The 14,585-nt window shown below is 59.3% G+C and carries 18 protein-coding genes; 11 read left to right on the top strand and 7 right to left on the bottom strand.

The window, feature by feature from the left end:
* The first annotated feature begins 42 nt into the window (after window positions 1-42).
* From coxB to V3390_RS01690, 5 genes are read left to right on the top strand one after another with little or no spacing between them, the layout of a single operon-like run.
* Entirely contained in the window at window positions 43-927 is an 885-nt protein-coding gene (gene coxB, locus V3390_RS01710; RefSeq protein WP_331703099.1) for a cytochrome c oxidase subunit II, read from the top strand.
* A 24-nt stretch (window positions 928-951) separates the two neighbouring features.
* Window positions 952-2,577, top strand: a complete 1,626-nt coding sequence (ctaD, locus tag V3390_RS01705) for a cytochrome c oxidase subunit I (RefSeq protein WP_331703097.1) — start codon at window positions 952-954, stop codon at window positions 2,575-2,577.
* 24 nt (window positions 2,578-2,601) lie between these two features.
* Window positions 2,602-2,739, top strand: a complete 138-nt coding sequence (locus V3390_RS01700) for a hypothetical protein (RefSeq protein ID WP_331703095.1) — start codon at window positions 2,602-2,604, stop codon at window positions 2,737-2,739.
* The gene (locus tag V3390_RS01695; RefSeq protein ID WP_331689698.1) at window positions 2,732-3,382 is read left to right on the top strand and encodes a cytochrome c oxidase assembly protein; all 651 of its coding nucleotides are present in this window, start codon (window positions 2,732-2,734) and stop codon (window positions 3,380-3,382) included. Before V3390_RS01700 ends, V3390_RS01695 begins: the two co-directional genes overlap by 8 nt.
* A 55-nt stretch (window positions 3,383-3,437) precedes the next feature.
* On the top strand, window positions 3,438-4,322 hold the full coding sequence (locus V3390_RS01690) for a cytochrome c oxidase subunit 3 (protein WP_331689699.1): 885 nt from the start codon (window positions 3,438-3,440) through the stop codon (window positions 4,320-4,322).
* Between the two features lie 28 nt (window positions 4,323-4,350).
* Here V3390_RS01690 and V3390_RS01685 read toward each other — a convergent pair whose 3' ends face one another.
* Both V3390_RS01685 and V3390_RS01680 read right to left on the bottom strand, forming a co-directional pair.
* Window positions 4,351-4,548: a hypothetical protein gene (locus tag V3390_RS01685; protein ID WP_331703094.1), complete on the bottom strand. Its 198-nt coding sequence runs from the start codon at window positions 4,546-4,548 to the stop codon at window positions 4,351-4,353.
* A 37-nt stretch (window positions 4,549-4,585) separates the two neighbouring features.
* Entirely contained in the window at window positions 4,586-4,798 is a 213-nt protein-coding gene (locus tag V3390_RS01680; RefSeq protein WP_331689701.1) for a twin transmembrane helix small protein, read from the bottom strand.
* 80 nt (window positions 4,799-4,878) lie between these two features.
* On the opposite strand from V3390_RS01680, the gene V3390_RS01675 reads away from it, so the two are divergent.
* The 5 genes from V3390_RS01675 to V3390_RS01655 are packed head-to-tail and all read left to right on the top strand — an operon-like array spanning window position 4,879 to window position 8,989.
* Window positions 4,879-5,613: an SURF1 family protein gene (locus V3390_RS01675; RefSeq protein WP_331689702.1), complete on the top strand. Its 735-nt coding sequence runs from the start codon at window positions 4,879-4,881 to the stop codon at window positions 5,611-5,613.
* 39 nt (window positions 5,614-5,652) lie between these two features.
* Complete coding sequence (locus V3390_RS01670; protein WP_331689703.1) at window positions 5,653-6,237, top strand: hypothetical protein; 585 nt, start codon at window positions 5,653-5,655, stop codon at window positions 6,235-6,237.
* A gap of 3 nt (window positions 6,238-6,240) precedes the next feature.
* Complete coding sequence (locus tag V3390_RS01665) at window positions 6,241-7,404, top strand: COX15/CtaA family protein (protein WP_331703093.1); 1,164 nt, start codon at window positions 6,241-6,243, stop codon at window positions 7,402-7,404.
* A 17-nt stretch (window positions 7,405-7,421) separates the two neighbouring features.
* Window positions 7,422-8,315: a heme o synthase gene (cyoE, locus tag V3390_RS01660; protein ID WP_331689705.1), complete on the top strand. Its 894-nt coding sequence runs from the start codon at window positions 7,422-7,424 to the stop codon at window positions 8,313-8,315.
* A 47-nt stretch (window positions 8,316-8,362) separates the two neighbouring features.
* On the top strand, window positions 8,363-8,989 hold the full coding sequence (locus V3390_RS01655) for a YoaK family protein (protein WP_331703092.1): 627 nt from the start codon (window positions 8,363-8,365) through the stop codon (window positions 8,987-8,989).
* Window positions 8,990-8,998: 9 nt separating this feature from the next.
* Here the strand turns inward: V3390_RS01655 and V3390_RS01650 are convergent, their stop codons facing one another.
* Together V3390_RS01650 and V3390_RS01645 are read right to left on the bottom strand one after the other, a co-directional pair.
* Complete coding sequence (locus V3390_RS01650; protein ID WP_331703090.1) at window positions 8,999-9,505, bottom strand: arsinothricin resistance N-acetyltransferase ArsN1 family B; 507 nt, start codon at window positions 9,503-9,505, stop codon at window positions 8,999-9,001.
* On the bottom strand, window positions 9,502-11,475 hold the full coding sequence (locus V3390_RS01645; RefSeq protein WP_331703088.1) for a S9 family peptidase: 1,974 nt from the start codon (window positions 11,473-11,475) through the stop codon (window positions 9,502-9,504). Before V3390_RS01645 ends, V3390_RS01650 begins: the two co-directional genes overlap by 4 nt.
* 66 nt (window positions 11,476-11,541) lie before the next feature.
* Between V3390_RS01645 and V3390_RS01640 the strand changes: the two genes are divergently transcribed.
* Window positions 11,542-12,018: a DUF421 domain-containing protein gene (locus V3390_RS01640; RefSeq protein WP_331703087.1), complete on the top strand. Its 477-nt coding sequence runs from the start codon at window positions 11,542-11,544 to the stop codon at window positions 12,016-12,018.
* Window positions 12,019-12,040: 22 nt separating this feature from the next.
* Here the strand turns inward: V3390_RS01640 and dnaG are convergent, their stop codons facing one another.
* The 3 genes from dnaG to rpsU all read right to left on the bottom strand — a co-directional run bounded on the left by dnaG (window position 12,041) and on the right by rpsU (window position 14,575).
* Entirely contained in the window at window positions 12,041-13,777 is a 1,737-nt protein-coding gene (gene dnaG / locus V3390_RS01635; protein WP_331703086.1) for a DNA primase, read from the bottom strand.
* Between the two features lie 14 nt (window positions 13,778-13,791).
* Window positions 13,792-14,238, bottom strand: coding sequence for a GatB/YqeY domain-containing protein (locus tag V3390_RS01630; protein ID WP_331703084.1), 447 nt, complete (start codon window positions 14,236-14,238; stop codon window positions 13,792-13,794).
* 121 nt (window positions 14,239-14,359) lie between these two features.
* Complete coding sequence (gene rpsU, locus V3390_RS01625; RefSeq protein ID WP_143925990.1) at window positions 14,360-14,575, bottom strand: 30S ribosomal protein S21; 216 nt, start codon at window positions 14,573-14,575, stop codon at window positions 14,360-14,362.
* Window positions 14,576-14,585: the final 10 nt, after the last annotated feature.

The raw sequence follows: 14,585 nt of genomic DNA, 5'->3' as shown, positions 1-14,585 counted from the left end.
ACTTATTTTCTCCCAACTTCAGTTTTCTCGGGACTTCATCTGATGATTCCACGACGTATCAAGCATTTGACGGGCGCTCTGCTGGCCCTGTCCGCACCGGCGGTGGCATTTGCACAAGCCGCCGACCCTAAGCGTTGGCAGCTCAATATGGGGCGCGGCGTTACGCCTTCGTCCGTCAACGCCTACGAGGCGCACATGCTGGCCCTGTGGATCTGCGTGGTCATTGGTGTCGCGGTGTTCGGCGCCATGTTCTACGCCATGTTCAAGTTCCGCAAGTCCAAGGGCGCGGTACCGGATACCTCGCTGACGCACAGCACCAAGCTCGAAACCATCTGGACTGTCGTGCCGATCCTGCTGCTGCTGGTCATGGCCTTCCCGGCCACCGACAAGCTGATCAAGATGTACGACTACCGCAAGTCGGAAATGACGGTCAAGATCACCGGCTACCAATGGTTGTGGAAGTACGACTATCTGGACAACGGTATCTCCTTCACCAGCCGTCTGACGGCCGCTGACGACGCGCTGCGCCAGTCCGGTAAGGATCCGCGCACCGTTGCCGGCACTGAGCATTACCTGCTCAACGTGGATAACGAACTGGTGCTGCCGGCCAAGACCAAGATCCGCTTTGTGCTGACCGCCGATGACGTCATCCACGCTTGGTGGGTGCCGGCACTGGGCTGGAAGCAGGATGCGGTCCCGGGCATCATCAACGAGGCCTGGACCTATGTTGACGAACCGGGCGTGTACCGCGGTCAATGCGCTGAACTGTGCGGCAAGGACCACGGCTTCATGCCGATCGTCGTGCGCGTGCTGAGCAAAGAGGACTACGCCAAGTGGGTAGCCTCCAAGACTGCCAAGCCGGCTGAGCCTGCCGCTGCTCCTGCAGCCGGCGCTGCCACTGCCACCGTCGCTCCGGCGGCTAAGTAAGATTTAGAGTAGAGAGAACGACCCATGGCTGTTACACACCACGGCGATCACCTGACCGATCACCACGACGATCACCATCACCAGCAGAGCTTCTTTGAACGCTGGTTCTACTCCACTAACCATAAAGACATCGGTACGCTGTACCTGATCTTTAGCTTCATCATGTTCATCATCGGCGCCGGCATGTCCGTCATGCTGCGTTGGGAACTGATGACGCCGGGCCTGCAGCATCTGTCGCCGTCGTTCTTTAACCAGATGATGGCCATGCACGCGCTGGTCATGATCTTCGGTGGCGTGATGCCGGCCTTCGTCGGTCTCGCCAACTGGATGATCCCGCTGCAAATCGGTGCTCCCGATATGGCGCTGCCGCGGATGAACAACTGGTCCTTCTGGATCATGCCGTTCGCCTTCTCGCTGCTGCTGTTGACCCTGTTCCTGCCGGGCGGTGGCCCTGCAGCCGGCTGGACCATGTACGCACCGCTGTCGCTCGAAGGCGGTCACAACGTGTCGTTCTCGATCTTCGCTATCCACATGATGGGTATCTCGTCGATCATGGGCGCCATCAACGTGATTGCTACCGTGCTCAACATGCGCGCTCCGGGCGTTGATCTGCTGAAAATGCCGATCTTCTGCTGGGCTTGGCTGATCACCGCATTCCTGCTGATCGCTGTGATGCCGGTGTTGGCCGGTGCAGTCACCATGCTGCTGACCGACAAGTACTTCGGCACCTCGTTCTTCAATGCCGCCGGTGGCGGTGACCCGGTCATGTACCAGCACATCTTCTGGTTCTTCGGTCACCCCGAGGTGTACATCATGATCCTGCCGGCCTTCGGCGTGGTCTCTGAGATCATCCCGACCTTCTCGCGCAAGCCGCTGTTCGGCTACCAGGCCATGGTGTACGCAATTGCTGCCATCGCCTTCCTGTCGTTCATCGTGTGGGCTCACCACATGTTTACGGTCGGCATGCCGCTGGGTGGTGAAATCTATTTCATGTTCGCCACGATGCTGATTTCGATCCCGACCGGCGTCAAGGTGTTCAACTGGGTCACCACCATGTGGCGCGGTTCGCTGACGTTCGAAGCCCCCATGCTGTGGTCGATCGCGTTCGTGATCCTGTTCACCATCGGTGGTTTCTCGGGTCTGATGCTGGCCATCGTTCCGGCTGACTTCCAGTACCACGACACCTACTTCGTGGTTGCTCACTTCCACTACGTGCTGGTGACCGGTGCACTGTTCGGCATCATCGCCGCTGTGTACTTCTGGTGGCCCAAGTGGACCGGCCGCATGTACTCCGAAAAGGGCGCCAAGTTCCATTTCTGGTGGTCCATCGTGTTCGTGAACCTGCTGTTCTTCCCGCAACACTTCCTGGGTCTGGCCGGTATGCCGCGTCGTATCCCTGACTACTCGGTCGTGTTCGCGGACTGGAATCTGGTCTCGTCCATTGGTGCCTTCGGCATGTTCGCCACGCCGTTCATCATGTTCGCGGTGCTGCTGCACTCCAAGAAGTATGGTGCTCCCGCCCCGGCCAAGCCGTGGGAAGGCGCTCATGGTCTCGAATGGACCGTGCCGTCACCGGCTCCGCACCACACCTTCGAAGTGCCGCCGGTGATCAAGCCGGGTGACCTCGCTCACGGCGATATCACGCACTAAGCGTTACTACAAAGAGAATTGGTAATGAACCGTCCCAACAACCAGCCCGAAGATCTTGACCACCGCCGCAAGGCTGCGCGCAAGACTGCTATCACCGTCGCGGTGCTAGCCGTGCTGGTGTACATCGGCTTCATGCTGCTGGTGCTCAACCGCCATGGCTGATCAAGGCGACCAAGGCAAGGTCACGTCACCACCGCAGCGCACTGCCGGTCTCGGCAAGATGCTCGGTGTGCTGGCCATTGCCTTCGCGTTTACGTTTAGCCTGGTGCCCCTGTATCGCATCGCCTGTGAGAAATTGCTTGGCGTGCGCATGGAGCGTGAGGCCAACATCGTCAAAGCGACCGAAATCGAGTCGAAGGCAGGCGGTGCGGCCGGTACCGGTCAGGCAGCCGAGCGTCGTGTGGTGACGGTCGAGTTCGACGGCACCGTGAATTCGCATCTGCCGTGGGCGTTCCGTCCCAATGTCGCCCGCATGGAAGTCGAAGTCGGCAAGCCCTACGAAACCACATACTTTGCGCAAAACCAATGGCGCACTGCAGTGGTCGGTAGTGCAACGCCGTCGGTGGCGCCGGCTCGCGCTTCGTCTTATTTCAACAAGACGGAGTGCTTCTGTTTTACGGCGCAAACGCTGCAGGCCGGTGAGAAAAAGGACATGCCAGTCCGTTTCATCATTGACCCGGCATTGCCGAAAGACATTAAGACCATTACTTTGTCGTACACGTTCTTTAAAAATGATCTGCTGACTGACGAGCTCAAGGCCAAAAGCCCGCACGCCGCCGGTCCTCAGGTCAAATCCGCACCCTAACCGGTGTGTAAAAGCTCCTTTTAACCGTATCAACAATTAACCGGACTTGCTCGCCATGGCCCAAGCACATTCGCCCGACGCAAACCCCAATCGCTATTTCGTTCCGTCCAAGAGCCGCTGGCCCTTCCTAGGTTCGATTGCGCTGTTCATTACCATGGTCGGCTTCGGCTCCATGCTCGATGAAGTGACCTGGGGCAAGTCAGTCTTCCTGGTTGGCCTGGCTCTGATGGCCGGCGTTCTGTTCGGCTGGTTCGGCGACGTCATCCGTGAGTCGGTCTCGGGCAAGTACAACAAGCAGGTGGACGTGTCCTTCCGCATGGGCATGATGTGGTTCATCTTCTCGGAAATCATGTTCTTTGCCGCCTTCTTCGGCGCCTTGTTCTACACCCGTCAGTTCGCGCTGCCGTGGCTCGGTGGCGAAGGCAAGGGCGTTCTGACCAACGACCTGCTGTGGCAGGGCTTCTCCGGCGGCTGGCCGAGCGGTGGTCCGGGCGGCGTCGGCGGCGAATACCAAACCATCGCGGCCTGGGGCCTGCCGTTGCTCAATACGCTGATCCTGCTGACCTCGGGTGTCACCGTCACGATTGCTCACCACGCCATCAAGGCCGACAACCGTAAGCAACTGATCATCTTCCTGGGTCTGACCGTGCTGCTGGGCTGCATCTTCCTGTACTTCCAGGCCGAAGAATACATCCACGCCTACAAGGAACTGAACCTGACGCTGGGTTCGGGCATCTACGGCTCCACGTTCTTCATGCTGACCGGTTTCCACGGCATGCACGTGTTCCTGGGTACGCTGATGCTGTTCATCATCTGGCTGCGCGTTCTGAAGGGTCACTTCACCCCCAAGAACCACTTCGCCTTCGAAGCGGTCGCATGGTACTGGCACTTTGTGGACGTGGTCTGGTTGGGCCTGTTCCTGTTCGTGTACGTACTGTAAGCGCTGCGCGCGATATAAAAAACAGAAATCAAAAATCAAAAATCAAAAAAGCCGCGGCATTGAGTCCGCGGCCTTTTTTTTGCGCCCCTGCCCTTGCTCTTGCTTTTGCTTCTAACTTTTTGATTTTTGATTTTTGATTTTTGATTTTTGATTTGAAAAACGGCGCCAACGGCACCGTTTTTTGGATTTTTGATTTTTGATTTAAAAAAAACGGCGCCAACGGCACCGTTTTTTAATTTAGCGCATGGCCCGCAGCGCCCGCGCTACGGCGCGCGCCCAACCCCATGGAACGAAATCCAACCCATCTGATTGGCGACAACCACCAGAATAATCAGGCCGAATGACAGCGCGATCCGGCGAGTGAGTGCCTTGGCCGTGCGATTGGTTTCACCCTTGTCTACCATCAGGTAGTACAGGCCGGCGCCCAATTGCCAAAGAATGAGCAGAAAAATTGCGACAATAACTAAAGTCTTCATGGATTCTCCGACGGCCGCGTCGGTGCGTCCGTATATTCCAATTATCGCAGATTCGATTATGTCCGATTCCGGTTCGCACTATGAGTAGCAAGAGATCCCTGATTTTCTGGTGGATTGCCGCCCTGTTATTGGCTGCTGCGTTCGCACGTCTCGGGTTCTGGCAATGGAGTCGCGCCGAGGAAAAGCGGATCCAGCTCGCAGAAGTTGCAGCGGTGATGGCGGATCCGCGGCCGGCCGAACTGACCGGACCGCCAAGCGGCGCCTACTCCTGGGCGCAGGGACGCGGGCAGTTTCAGCCTTCGCCTGTGATTCTGCTCGACAATCAGCAGCGCGAAGGCCGAGTCGGCGTGCAGGTCTACGGCGTGTTCGTGCCCGAAGCAGCGCCCGCCCAGCGTTTGTTGGTGGATCTGGGTTGGCTGCCAATGGACGGTCAGCGCGACTGGCCGACAGTACAGCTGCCGCAAGGCACGGTGCAGGTGAGTGGCCTGCGCAGCGCGCCGCCGGCGATTGGAATTCGTTTGGGGGCCGGGGCAGGGGCCCTGCAGAAGCGCGACGCGCGCTGGCTGGTGACCTATCTGGATCTGGCCGAGATGGATACCCAGCTCGGCGCCCAAGGCCGTCTGGCGCGACAGGTGCTGCGTCTGGATCCCAAACTGCCGATGGGCTACAAGCGCGATCTGGTGCTGCACGCCAACAGCCTGCCGCCGGAACGCCATGTCGGCTATGCCGTGCAATGGTGGGGTTTGGCACTAACCGTTGTATTGACGGCCCTGATCCTGACCTGGCGCGCCCGCAAACGGCAGGTGGCGGGTTAAAATATCAGGTTCCCCTGATCGGCTCCGTCATCTCCCGGAATGAATGCACCTCTGACTCCTGACGCTCCCGTTGCCAAGCGCAATCGGGGCATGCTGATCCTGCTGTTTGCGATCTTCTTTGGCTCTCTGGCATTGGCCGGCGTTTTACGTTTTTCCGGCTGGAAGCCTGCGGGCCTGAAATCCAAGGGCCATCTGCTGACGCCCGCAGTTGACGCCCGTGCACTGGCCCCGGTCAGTACCGATGGCAAGCAATATGTGTGGAACCCGGTCGAGCGCCGTTGGCGTTTGCTGGTGTTGGCACCTGCGGATACCTGTAACGAACGCTGTGAGCAGGTTGCTGCTGATGTAGACAAGGTCTGGCAGATCATGGGCAAAGACGCGATACGCGTTGATGTCCTGTGGTCCGGCGCCGTGCCGAGCAAGACTCCGGTGCACCAGATTCATGCCATCGCCGCCGACGATCGTCTGCGTTCCGTCTTGCCGGCGAGCAATCGTGTCGCGACCACCGCCGGCTTGCCCATCTACATCATTGATCCCAACGGTTTCGTGATGATGGAATACAAACCCGGCGTCGATATCGGTGATGTCCGCACCGATCTGTCCAAAGTTCTGAAGTTGCAATAATCCATGAATACGCCGCAAATCCTGAAGAAAACCCTGGCCCACCGCAATGTCACGCGATTGGCCTGGCTCGCTACGCTGCTGGCGTTTGCTGTCATCGTGTTCGGTTCGTTCGTGCGTCTGTCCGACGCCGGTCTGAGCTGCCCCGATTGGCCGACCTGCTACGGCAAGGCCGCGTGGCCGACTGCAAAGACGGCCGGCGAACTGGCTGATCATGCGGCCAATGCCATCCGCACCGTGGACCCGACCAAGGCCTGGCGTGAGCAGTTGCATCGTCATCTGGCGTCCGTGCTCGGCCTGCTGGTGTTTGCGATTGCGCTGTTGACTGCATGGCGCCGTCCGCTGGGTTGGCAACGCATCGCGGGGGCCGCGGTCATCACCGCAGCGGCGATTCCGCTGCAGATGCATGGCTACTACACCGCATCCACTGCCCTGGTTGTGCTGGCGGAACTGCTGCTGCTGTACTCCGCATGGCGCTGGGACAATTCGGATTTGGCGCGCGCTTCGGCCCTTGCCTTTGCCGTGATCATTTTCCAGGCCATTCTCGGCATGTGGACGGTGACCTGGTTGCTCAAGCCGATCGTGGTCATGGGCCACTTGCTCGGCGGCCTGACTACGCTCGGTTTGCTGGCTTGGATTGCCTGGCGAGCCACCGATCGCCCGTTGCATGTTGCTCATCTGATGCGCGTTCGCACTTACATTCTGATTGGCCTCGTGCTGCTCGGGATTCAAATCGCTCTGGGCGGTTGGACCTCGTCGAACTATGCGGCGCTGGCTTGCGGCACTGATTTCCCCAAGTGCGCGGGTCAATGGATGCCGAACACCAACTTCAGTGATGCCTTTGTGTTGTGGCGTGGCGTCGGTGTCGATTACGAAGGCGGTGTCCTCGATCAGGCTTCGCGTGCTGCCATTCAAATCAGTCACCGCGTCATGGCCGTGATTGCCGGTCTGTATCTGCTGTTTCTGGGTATGCGTATGTGGCGCACACCGGGCCTGCGCGGCCGTGGTGCCTTCCTGATGCTGATGGTGCTGGTGCAGATCAGTCTCGGTATCGGCAACGTCCAAATGGGTCTGCCCCTGTGGATGGCTGTGCTGCATAACGCCGGCGCTGCAATCTTGCTGTTCATGCTGGTGACCTTGCTGGCGCGTGTGCGCGAGCCGAAGCTCTAATCGGACTGCCTGCTCGCATGAATCTCAAAGCCTACTGGTCGCTGACCAAACCACGCGTGGTGGCACTGATCGTGTTCACCGCATTGGTCGGTTCGTTGCTGGCCATTGATGGCTTGCCGACTGCCGCCGAAGCGCGTCAGGGGCTGCTCGGATTTATCGGCATTTGGCTAGCGGCTTCCTCCGCTGCGGCGATCAATCAGATTCTCGATCAACGCCTCGATGCCAAAATGGCGCGTACCTCGTGGCGACCACTGGTGGTGGGCGGCGTGACTACCCGGCAAGCGCTGATCTTTGCGCTGTTGCTGGCAGCGGCATCCATGCTGCTGCTGGTCCTGTGCGTCAACGTCATGACGGCTGTGCTGACATTCCTGTCGCTGATCGGTTACGCCGTGGTCTACACGGTCTATCTCAAACGCGCCACGCCGCAGAACATCGTGATCGGTGGTTTGGCCGGTGCGGCGCCCCCGCTGCTGGGCTGGTCCGCCATTACTGGCATGGCCAACGAGTGGGACTGGGAGCATGCACTGCTACTGGTGCTGATTATCTTTGTCTGGACGCCGCCGCATTTCTGGGCGCTGGCGATCTTCCGCCGTGCGGATTACGCCAAGGCCATGGTGCCGATGCTGCCGGTGACGCATGGTGTGACCTACACGCGTTGGCAGATTCTGTTCTATACCGTGCTGCTGTTCGTGGTATCGCTGCTGCCATGGGTTGCGGGCATGAGCGGCACCCTGTATCTGATCGGCGCGGCGCTGCTCGGTGCGGGTTTCCTGTATTACGCCTGGCGTCTGCTCAACCCGCCCGATGAGCTGTATTCGATGCGGGTGTTCGGCTACTCCATCACCTATCTGATCCTGCTGTTCGCATTCCTGCTGATCGATCACTGGATCACCTTGCCGGGACTGCCCTAGTCATCGTCTCGCGTTTGCCAAAGTGGGTGCTGATCGCGGCATTTGTCATGGCCTTCAGCGCAGGCATCATCAACATCGTCGGTCTGATCGGATTCGGTCGGGAGACGGTCAGCCATCTCACCGGCAACACCTCGTTACTGGCTGAAGAAATCGCCAAGGGCTCCGTATCCGGCGCGCTGCATTATCTGGTGGTGATCCTGTCGTTTTTCGTCGGCGCCGTGGTGAGCGGCATGATCATTCGCGACAGTGAACTGCTACTTGGGCGCCGCTACAGTGTCGTGTTGGTGCTGATCGCCACCTTGCTGGTTAGTGCCGTGCCGCTGCTCAATGCGCAAGCGCAGGCGGGTATGTATGCCGCCGCGGCTGCCTGCGGCCTGCAGAACGCGATGGTCACCACTTACAGCGGCGCCACCATCCGTACCGCGCACTTGACCGGCATGTTCACGGATCTCGGCATTTTTATCGGCCACCGTCTACGCGGACTTCCGGTTGATGTGCGACGTATCCGCATCAGCCTGACCGTGATCACCGGCTTTCTCTGCGGCGGTATCGCCGGCACACTGCTGTATTCGGCCGTGCAGAACCGTGCGATGTATGTGCCGGCCGGTATCAGTCTGGCGGCAGCCGCAGCGTACTGGCGGATTCGCGTCCGGGCGCCTAAGTCCGGCGCGTAAGTGCGGGTATTAGGTTTCAGGCAAAATCAGTTGCCAGTAGCCCACATCAATCCACTGATCGAACTTGTGGCCTACCTGTTCAAACTGTGCCACCTTCTTAAAGCCCAAGCGCTCGTGCAGGCCAACACTCGCCTCGTTGGGTAGCGCGATACCGCCAATCAGCGCGTGCATGCCGGCGGCGCGCAAGCGCTCAATCAGCGCCTCCATTAAAAGCGTGCCGATGCCTTGGCCGCACTGGTTGCGATCCAGGTAAACCGAGGTCTCCACGGAGTGGCGATACGCGCAGCGGCCTTTCCATTTCGAAGCGTAGGCGTAACCCGCAACTTGGCTGGTCGTGTCATCGATTGCGACCAGATAGGGCAGCTTGGATTCCTGCGCTTCACTGACGCGCGCGGCCATTTCTTCGGCACGCACGGGTTCGGTCTCAAAGGTGATGACAGTATCCGCGACGTACGGATTGTAGATGGCGGCCAAAGCGGCGCCATCGTGTGGTGTGGCATCGCGCAGGCTGATCATCGCGGATTGAACAAGTAGTAATCGAAGAAGGTCATCATCGCTTCGGTGTTGAAATCCACGTTGGCCTTTTTGCGGTTGCCGTGTCCCTCGTCCTTGTACAGCGCATACGAAACAGGAATGCCATTGGCGCGGACGGCTTTGACGATCTGTTCGGCTTCGGTGTAGGGAACGCGCGGATCGTTGGAGCCCTGCGATACAAACAGCGGTGTCTGAATACGATCGGCGTGATTGAGCGGCGAGATACGTTCAAACACCTTGGCCATTTCCGGGTCGCGTTCATCGCCGTATTCGGCGCGACGCTGATCGCGGCGGTAGCTCTCAGTGTTCTCCAGGAAGGTCTTGAAGTTGGAGATGCCGACGGCGTCGTAAGCGGCGCGGATGCGGTCGCCGTAATGCACGAGCGAAGCCAGCACCATGTAGCCGCCGTAACTGCCGCCCATGACGCCAACACGCTTGGAGTCGAGCTCGGGCTGCTTAGCAATCCAGTCGAGCAGGGCGCCAATGTCCTTGACGGAATCCTCGCGCAACGGACCGTTGTCCAGGCCCAAGTAGTTGCGGCCGTAACCGCTGGAGCCACGCACGTTCGGCAGAATCATCGCGACGCAGCGCTCGGCCGCCAGGAATTGCGCAATCGACGAAAAGCCGGGGCGCGATTGCGATTCGGGGCCGCCGTGAATATTGATCAGCACCGGCACCTTCGCGTTTGCGCCGGCGCAGGTCGGACGGTAATACCACGCCGGAATCAAGCGCGGCTTGCCATTGACGGTATCGAACGTCGGGTATTCGATCAGCGTCGGCGTAATAAACCTCGACGTATCCAGACCGCCGACTTCGCTGTGAGTCCAGCGCGTCAGTATGCCACTGCGGATATCGGCCACATACACGTCGGAGGGCGTGGCCGCCCCGCCAATTGCAATCGCCAACTTGCGGCCATCGGGTGAGAAGGCCGTGTCGCCGATCAGCCCGGTTGGCAGTTGCGGTGCCTTGATGGCACGACCGGTGATCGTGTCCAGCAGGTGCAGGCGGTCCACGCCCCCTTCGTTGGTTTGATAGGCCAGCAGCTTGCCGTCATCGGACAGCCTCAGACCCTGCGCATCCCACGGAATGGACTGGCTGAGGGCAGTGATTTTGCCGGTGATCTCGTTGTGATGGCGCAGCGTGCGGAACTCGCTCGGTTTGCCGTTGAGGGGCTCGTCGGTGATGTAGTACGCGCCGCGGTTGCTACGGTCGAAAACGAAGCCACCCATGCTGGCCTTGCCTTCCATCGGTAACATTTGCAGCTTGCCTGTCTTCAGGTCCACGATCGCAGGTTCAGTGTGCTCGATCGAGTGATAGCGCGAGACGGCCAACATCTTGCCGTCAAATGAAATGTCCTGCGCGGACCAGCTGCCACCCTCGCCAACCAGCAAGCGCGGCGGGGCTTGTTCCCGGGTCAGATCCAGTAGGTAGATATCCGTGTCTTTACCGTTGCGGCGATTGCTCGAGAACGCCAGGTGGCGGCCATCTTTGCTCAGCGTAGGCGAACCGTTGCGTGATTTGCCGTCGGTCAGCATGCGGATGCCGCGCGTCTGCAGGTTCATCTCATGTAGCTGCGCGTTCTCATTGCCGCCGATGTCCTTGCTGAAGATCACATAGCGCTTGCCGTCGCGTACAAACGGAACCGCCGCGCCGATGGGCTCATCGTAAAAAGTGAGTTGTTCGCGGGCGCCGTTGGGTGCGCAGACGCGATGCAACTGTGCCGTCTCGGCAAAGCGCGTGCTGATCAGCAGACAACCCTTGTCCAGCCATCCGGCCAGACCGGCGCCGCGTGTGCTCTGATAGCGTCGCAGTTGCTCGCGCAGCTCGGTCGAAGCGGGATCCACATCTTCGAGGACTTTGTTGCCCTGTTCGATCCGTAACGGTGGCCGCGGCGTTTGCGGAGGCGTGGTGGGATCTAAGGCTAGAGCGAGTGCAAGAGTCAGAGCCAGCATGCGCAGTATCCATTTCGTAACGGGGATTGGATTACTGTAATACAAGTCTTCCGAACGGACTTTACTGTGAACGACCTGATCGCCTTGTCGGCCCCGTGGTGGGTGTTTGTGCTGCGCGCTGCGCTGGTCTTTGTGGGGGTCATGGTGCTGATCCGCATGTCCGGCAAGCGTGCCGTAGGTCAGTTCACGCCGTTTGATCTGGTCATGCTGATCCTGATTGGTAATGCCGTACAGAATGGCATGAATGGCGGCGACAATTCGCTGACTGCAGCGCTGATTCTGAGCGTAACTCTGGTGTCATTGAACTGGCTGACAGCCTTCATTACCTCACGCAGCAAGACCGCAGAGCGTGTGATCGAGGGCAAGACGGTCGTTCTGGCGCGCGACGGTCGCTTATTGCCCGATGTATTGCGCAAGGAACTGGTCAGCAAGGCCGATTTTCGCGAGGCCATGCGCGAGAACAATATTGAAGAAGTGGACCGTATTCGCGTGGCTCTACTTGAGACCAACGGCAAGATCAGCTTTGAGACGCTGGATTCCTAGCGTCTTGCGTTCGCTTGCGAGCTCAGCGCGCGGCCCGCTGCTGCAGCAGCTCCAGCAGCTCGCGTACATCGTCGGTGGACATCGCATCGCGACGTTGCAGTTCCTGCAGTTCGCCTAAACGCTGTTCGAGCACGCGCTGCTCCAGTTGCTCCACCGCATCGTTAAATTCCTGCGCCAGCATCTCGGTCTCGGCGGGTACGGAGACGGCTGCCAGCTTGCGCAGAGCGGACTCGTGCTCGGTGCCTTCGTACGTATCCAGCAGCGATGCGGTATTGATTTCCGGGCGTGCTTCGATACGTTCGAGCAGATCGACCAGCAGGGCGATACCCGGCAGGCGAAGTTGCGCAAACGAATAGGGCGGTTGCAGTTCGAGACCGAGCGCGGGTTGCTGCAGTAACAGGGAGATCACGCTGCGAACCAAAGACCTTTTGGCGACAGGAACCGTTGCGCGGCTACGTCGTGCGATGGCGACACCGGCACCTTGCCCCGACGGGTTGTCATTGCTGTCGTCAAAGCGTGCTAACTGACGCACGCGCTGTTTCATCAGATCGGCGAAGGTACCGTCGGGCAGCTGCGCCAGCAATGGCTTAGCCAGCGCGGCAAAACGGCTACGGCCTTCGAGCGTGGTCAGGTTCAGGCCTTCGGACAGATGATCAACAAAGAAATCCGACAGGGGGGTGGCCTGTTCGCGGAGCATGTCGAAACCGGCTTTGCCTTCTTTGCGGACGAGGCTATCGGGATCCTCGCCATCGGGTAGAAACATGAAGAATGCCTGCAGGCCTTCCTTCATGCGTGGCAGCACGGATTCGGCGGCTTTCCATGCGGCTTTGCGGCCGGCATTGTCGCCGTCAAACGAAAACACCACCGTATCCGTATTGCGAAACAGCAAGTCGGCGTGGTCGGGTGTAGTGGCGGTGCCCAGTGTAGCGACGGCGGTGTTGATACCGAACTGGTATAGCGCAACGACGTCCATATAGCCTTCGACGACTAGCAAGTAGGGAATCTTGCTGTGGGCCTGGCGTACTTGCCACAGGCCATACAGTTCGCGGCCTTTATGAAACAGCTCGGTCTCGGGCGAGTTCAGATACTTGGGAGCGTCGTCTTTATCAATGACGCGTCCGCCGAACGCAATGGTGCGTCCGCGCCGATCGGCAATCGGAAACATGATGCGCTTACGGAACTTGTCGTAGACATGGCCGCGATCATTGTTCGACAGCATGCCCGTGCGTTGCAGTAACTGCTGCTTTTGCGGCGTGGTGCCGATGGCACTGCGGACACCGTCAAAGCCTTCGGGCGCAAAACCGATCTGGAAGTGAGCAATGGTGGCCTCATCGAGACCGCGTTGCTGCAGATAGGCCTGCGCCTGTGCATTGGATTCGAGTTGATGCCGATAGAACGTCGCGCAGGCTTGCATGACGCCATGCAGATCGTCGGTATCGGGATTGCGCTTGAACTGACTGTCATCGCGCGGAATCTCCATGCCGGCGCGTTGGGCGAGTTCTTCGATGGCATCGAGAAACTCGAGCCGATCGTATTGCATCAGAAAGCTGATCGCCGAACCGTGCGCACCGCAACCGAAGCAGTGATAGAACTGCTTGGTAGGCGAGACCGTAAAGGAAGCCGAGCGCTCATCGTGAAAAGGACAACGGGCCGCATAATCGCGGCCCTGTTTTTTCAGCGGAATCCGGTTGCCGACAATTTCGACAATGTCGGTCCGGCTCAGCAGGTCATCGATGAAAGCGTCGGAAAGGCGTCCCATCGTTACAGTGTAGGTCAGGCGCTCAGCGACTTCTTGATCAGCTGCGACACCAGACCCATGTCGGCCTTACCGGCCAACTGCGGCTTCAGTGCGCCCATGACCTTGCCCATGTCGGCAGGTGCAGTGGCACCGGTCGCGGCGATGGCAGCATCCACTGCGACCTGGATCTCGGCTTCGGACATTTTGGCGGGCAGATAGGCCTCGATCACGGCCATTTCGGCCTTTTCGATGTCGGCCAGGTCGGTACGACCGGCTGCTTCGAACTGGCTGATCGAATCTTTACGCTGTTTGACCATTTTCTCGAGCACGGCCAGGACCTGGGCGTCATCGAGTTCGATGCGCTCATCCACCTCGCGGCGCTTGATGTCGGCATTGATCAGGCGGATTACGGCCAGACGTGCTTTTTCACCCGCCTTCATGGCGGTCTTCATATCGTCGGTGAGTTGGGTCTTAAGGCTCATGGGAGTCTCCGGTCAGTACAGGACAGAAACACAAAAAGCCGGCTGCGAAACCCGCGACCGGCTCTTTGCGGATCCGAAGGCGGCAACGCAAAGCGTCGCGCCACTCAGGATCGAAAGGCGATTAGTACATGCGTTGACGCTTGGTCACATCGCGCGAGGTGCGACGCGACTGACGCTTAACGGCTGCAGCCGCCTTGCGCTTGCGTTCTTGCGTGGGCTTTTCGTAGAATTCGCGCTTGCGGGTTTCGGCGAGGACGCCGGCCTTTTCGCAAGTGCGCTTGAAACGGCGGAGTGCGAACTCAAACGGCTCGTTTTCGCGGACTTTTACGCTTGGCATAACTGATTGA

This window comes from Aquilutibacter rugosus (genome assembly GCF_036541335.1).
GTDB classification, from domain to species: domain Bacteria; phylum Pseudomonadota; class Gammaproteobacteria; order Xanthomonadales; family Xanthomonadaceae; genus Aquilutibacter; species Aquilutibacter rugosus.
The sequence above is the reverse complement of the archived record's forward strand: the minus strand, read 5'-3'. Positions and strand labels throughout refer to the sequence as shown.

Coding starts and splice junctions, on each gene's coding strand:
- coxB (WP_331703099.1), top strand. CDS start 43: ATGATTCCACGACGTATCAAGCATTTGACGGGCGCTCTGCTGGCCCTG.
- ctaD (WP_331703097.1), top strand. CDS start 952: ATGGCTGTTACACACCACGGCGATCACCTGACCGATCACCACGACGAT.
- V3390_RS01700 (WP_331703095.1), top strand. CDS start 2,602: ATGAACCGTCCCAACAACCAGCCCGAAGATCTTGACCACCGCCGCAAG.
- V3390_RS01695 (WP_331689698.1), top strand. CDS start 2,732: ATGGCTGATCAAGGCGACCAAGGCAAGGTCACGTCACCACCGCAGCGC.
- V3390_RS01690 (WP_331689699.1), top strand. CDS start 3,438: ATGGCCCAAGCACATTCGCCCGACGCAAACCCCAATCGCTATTTCGTT.
- V3390_RS01680 (WP_331689701.1), bottom strand. CDS start 4,798: ATGAAGACTTTAGTTATTGTCGCAATTTTTCTGCTCATTCTTTGGCAA.
- V3390_RS01675 (WP_331689702.1), top strand. CDS start 4,879: ATGAGTAGCAAGAGATCCCTGATTTTCTGGTGGATTGCCGCCCTGTTA.
- V3390_RS01670 (WP_331689703.1), top strand. CDS start 5,653: ATGAATGCACCTCTGACTCCTGACGCTCCCGTTGCCAAGCGCAATCGG.
- V3390_RS01665 (WP_331703093.1), top strand. CDS start 6,241: ATGAATACGCCGCAAATCCTGAAGAAAACCCTGGCCCACCGCAATGTC.
- cyoE (WP_331689705.1), top strand. CDS start 7,422: ATGAATCTCAAAGCCTACTGGTCGCTGACCAAACCACGCGTGGTGGCA.
- V3390_RS01655 (WP_331703092.1), top strand. CDS start 8,363: ATGGCCTTCAGCGCAGGCATCATCAACATCGTCGGTCTGATCGGATTC.
- V3390_RS01650 (WP_331703090.1), bottom strand. CDS start 9,505: ATGATCAGCCTGCGCGATGCCACACCACACGATGGCGCCGCTTTGGCC.
- V3390_RS01645 (WP_331703088.1), bottom strand. CDS start 11,475: ATGCTGGCTCTGACTCTTGCACTCGCTCTAGCCTTAGATCCCACCACG.
- dnaG (WP_331703086.1), bottom strand. CDS start 13,777: ATGGGACGCCTTTCCGACGCTTTCATCGATGACCTGCTGAGCCGGACC.
- V3390_RS01630 (WP_331703084.1), bottom strand. CDS start 14,238: ATGAGCCTTAAGACCCAACTCACCGACGATATGAAGACCGCCATGAAG.
- rpsU (WP_143925990.1), bottom strand. CDS start 14,575: ATGCCAAGCGTAAAAGTCCGCGAAAACGAGCCGTTTGAGTTCGCACTC.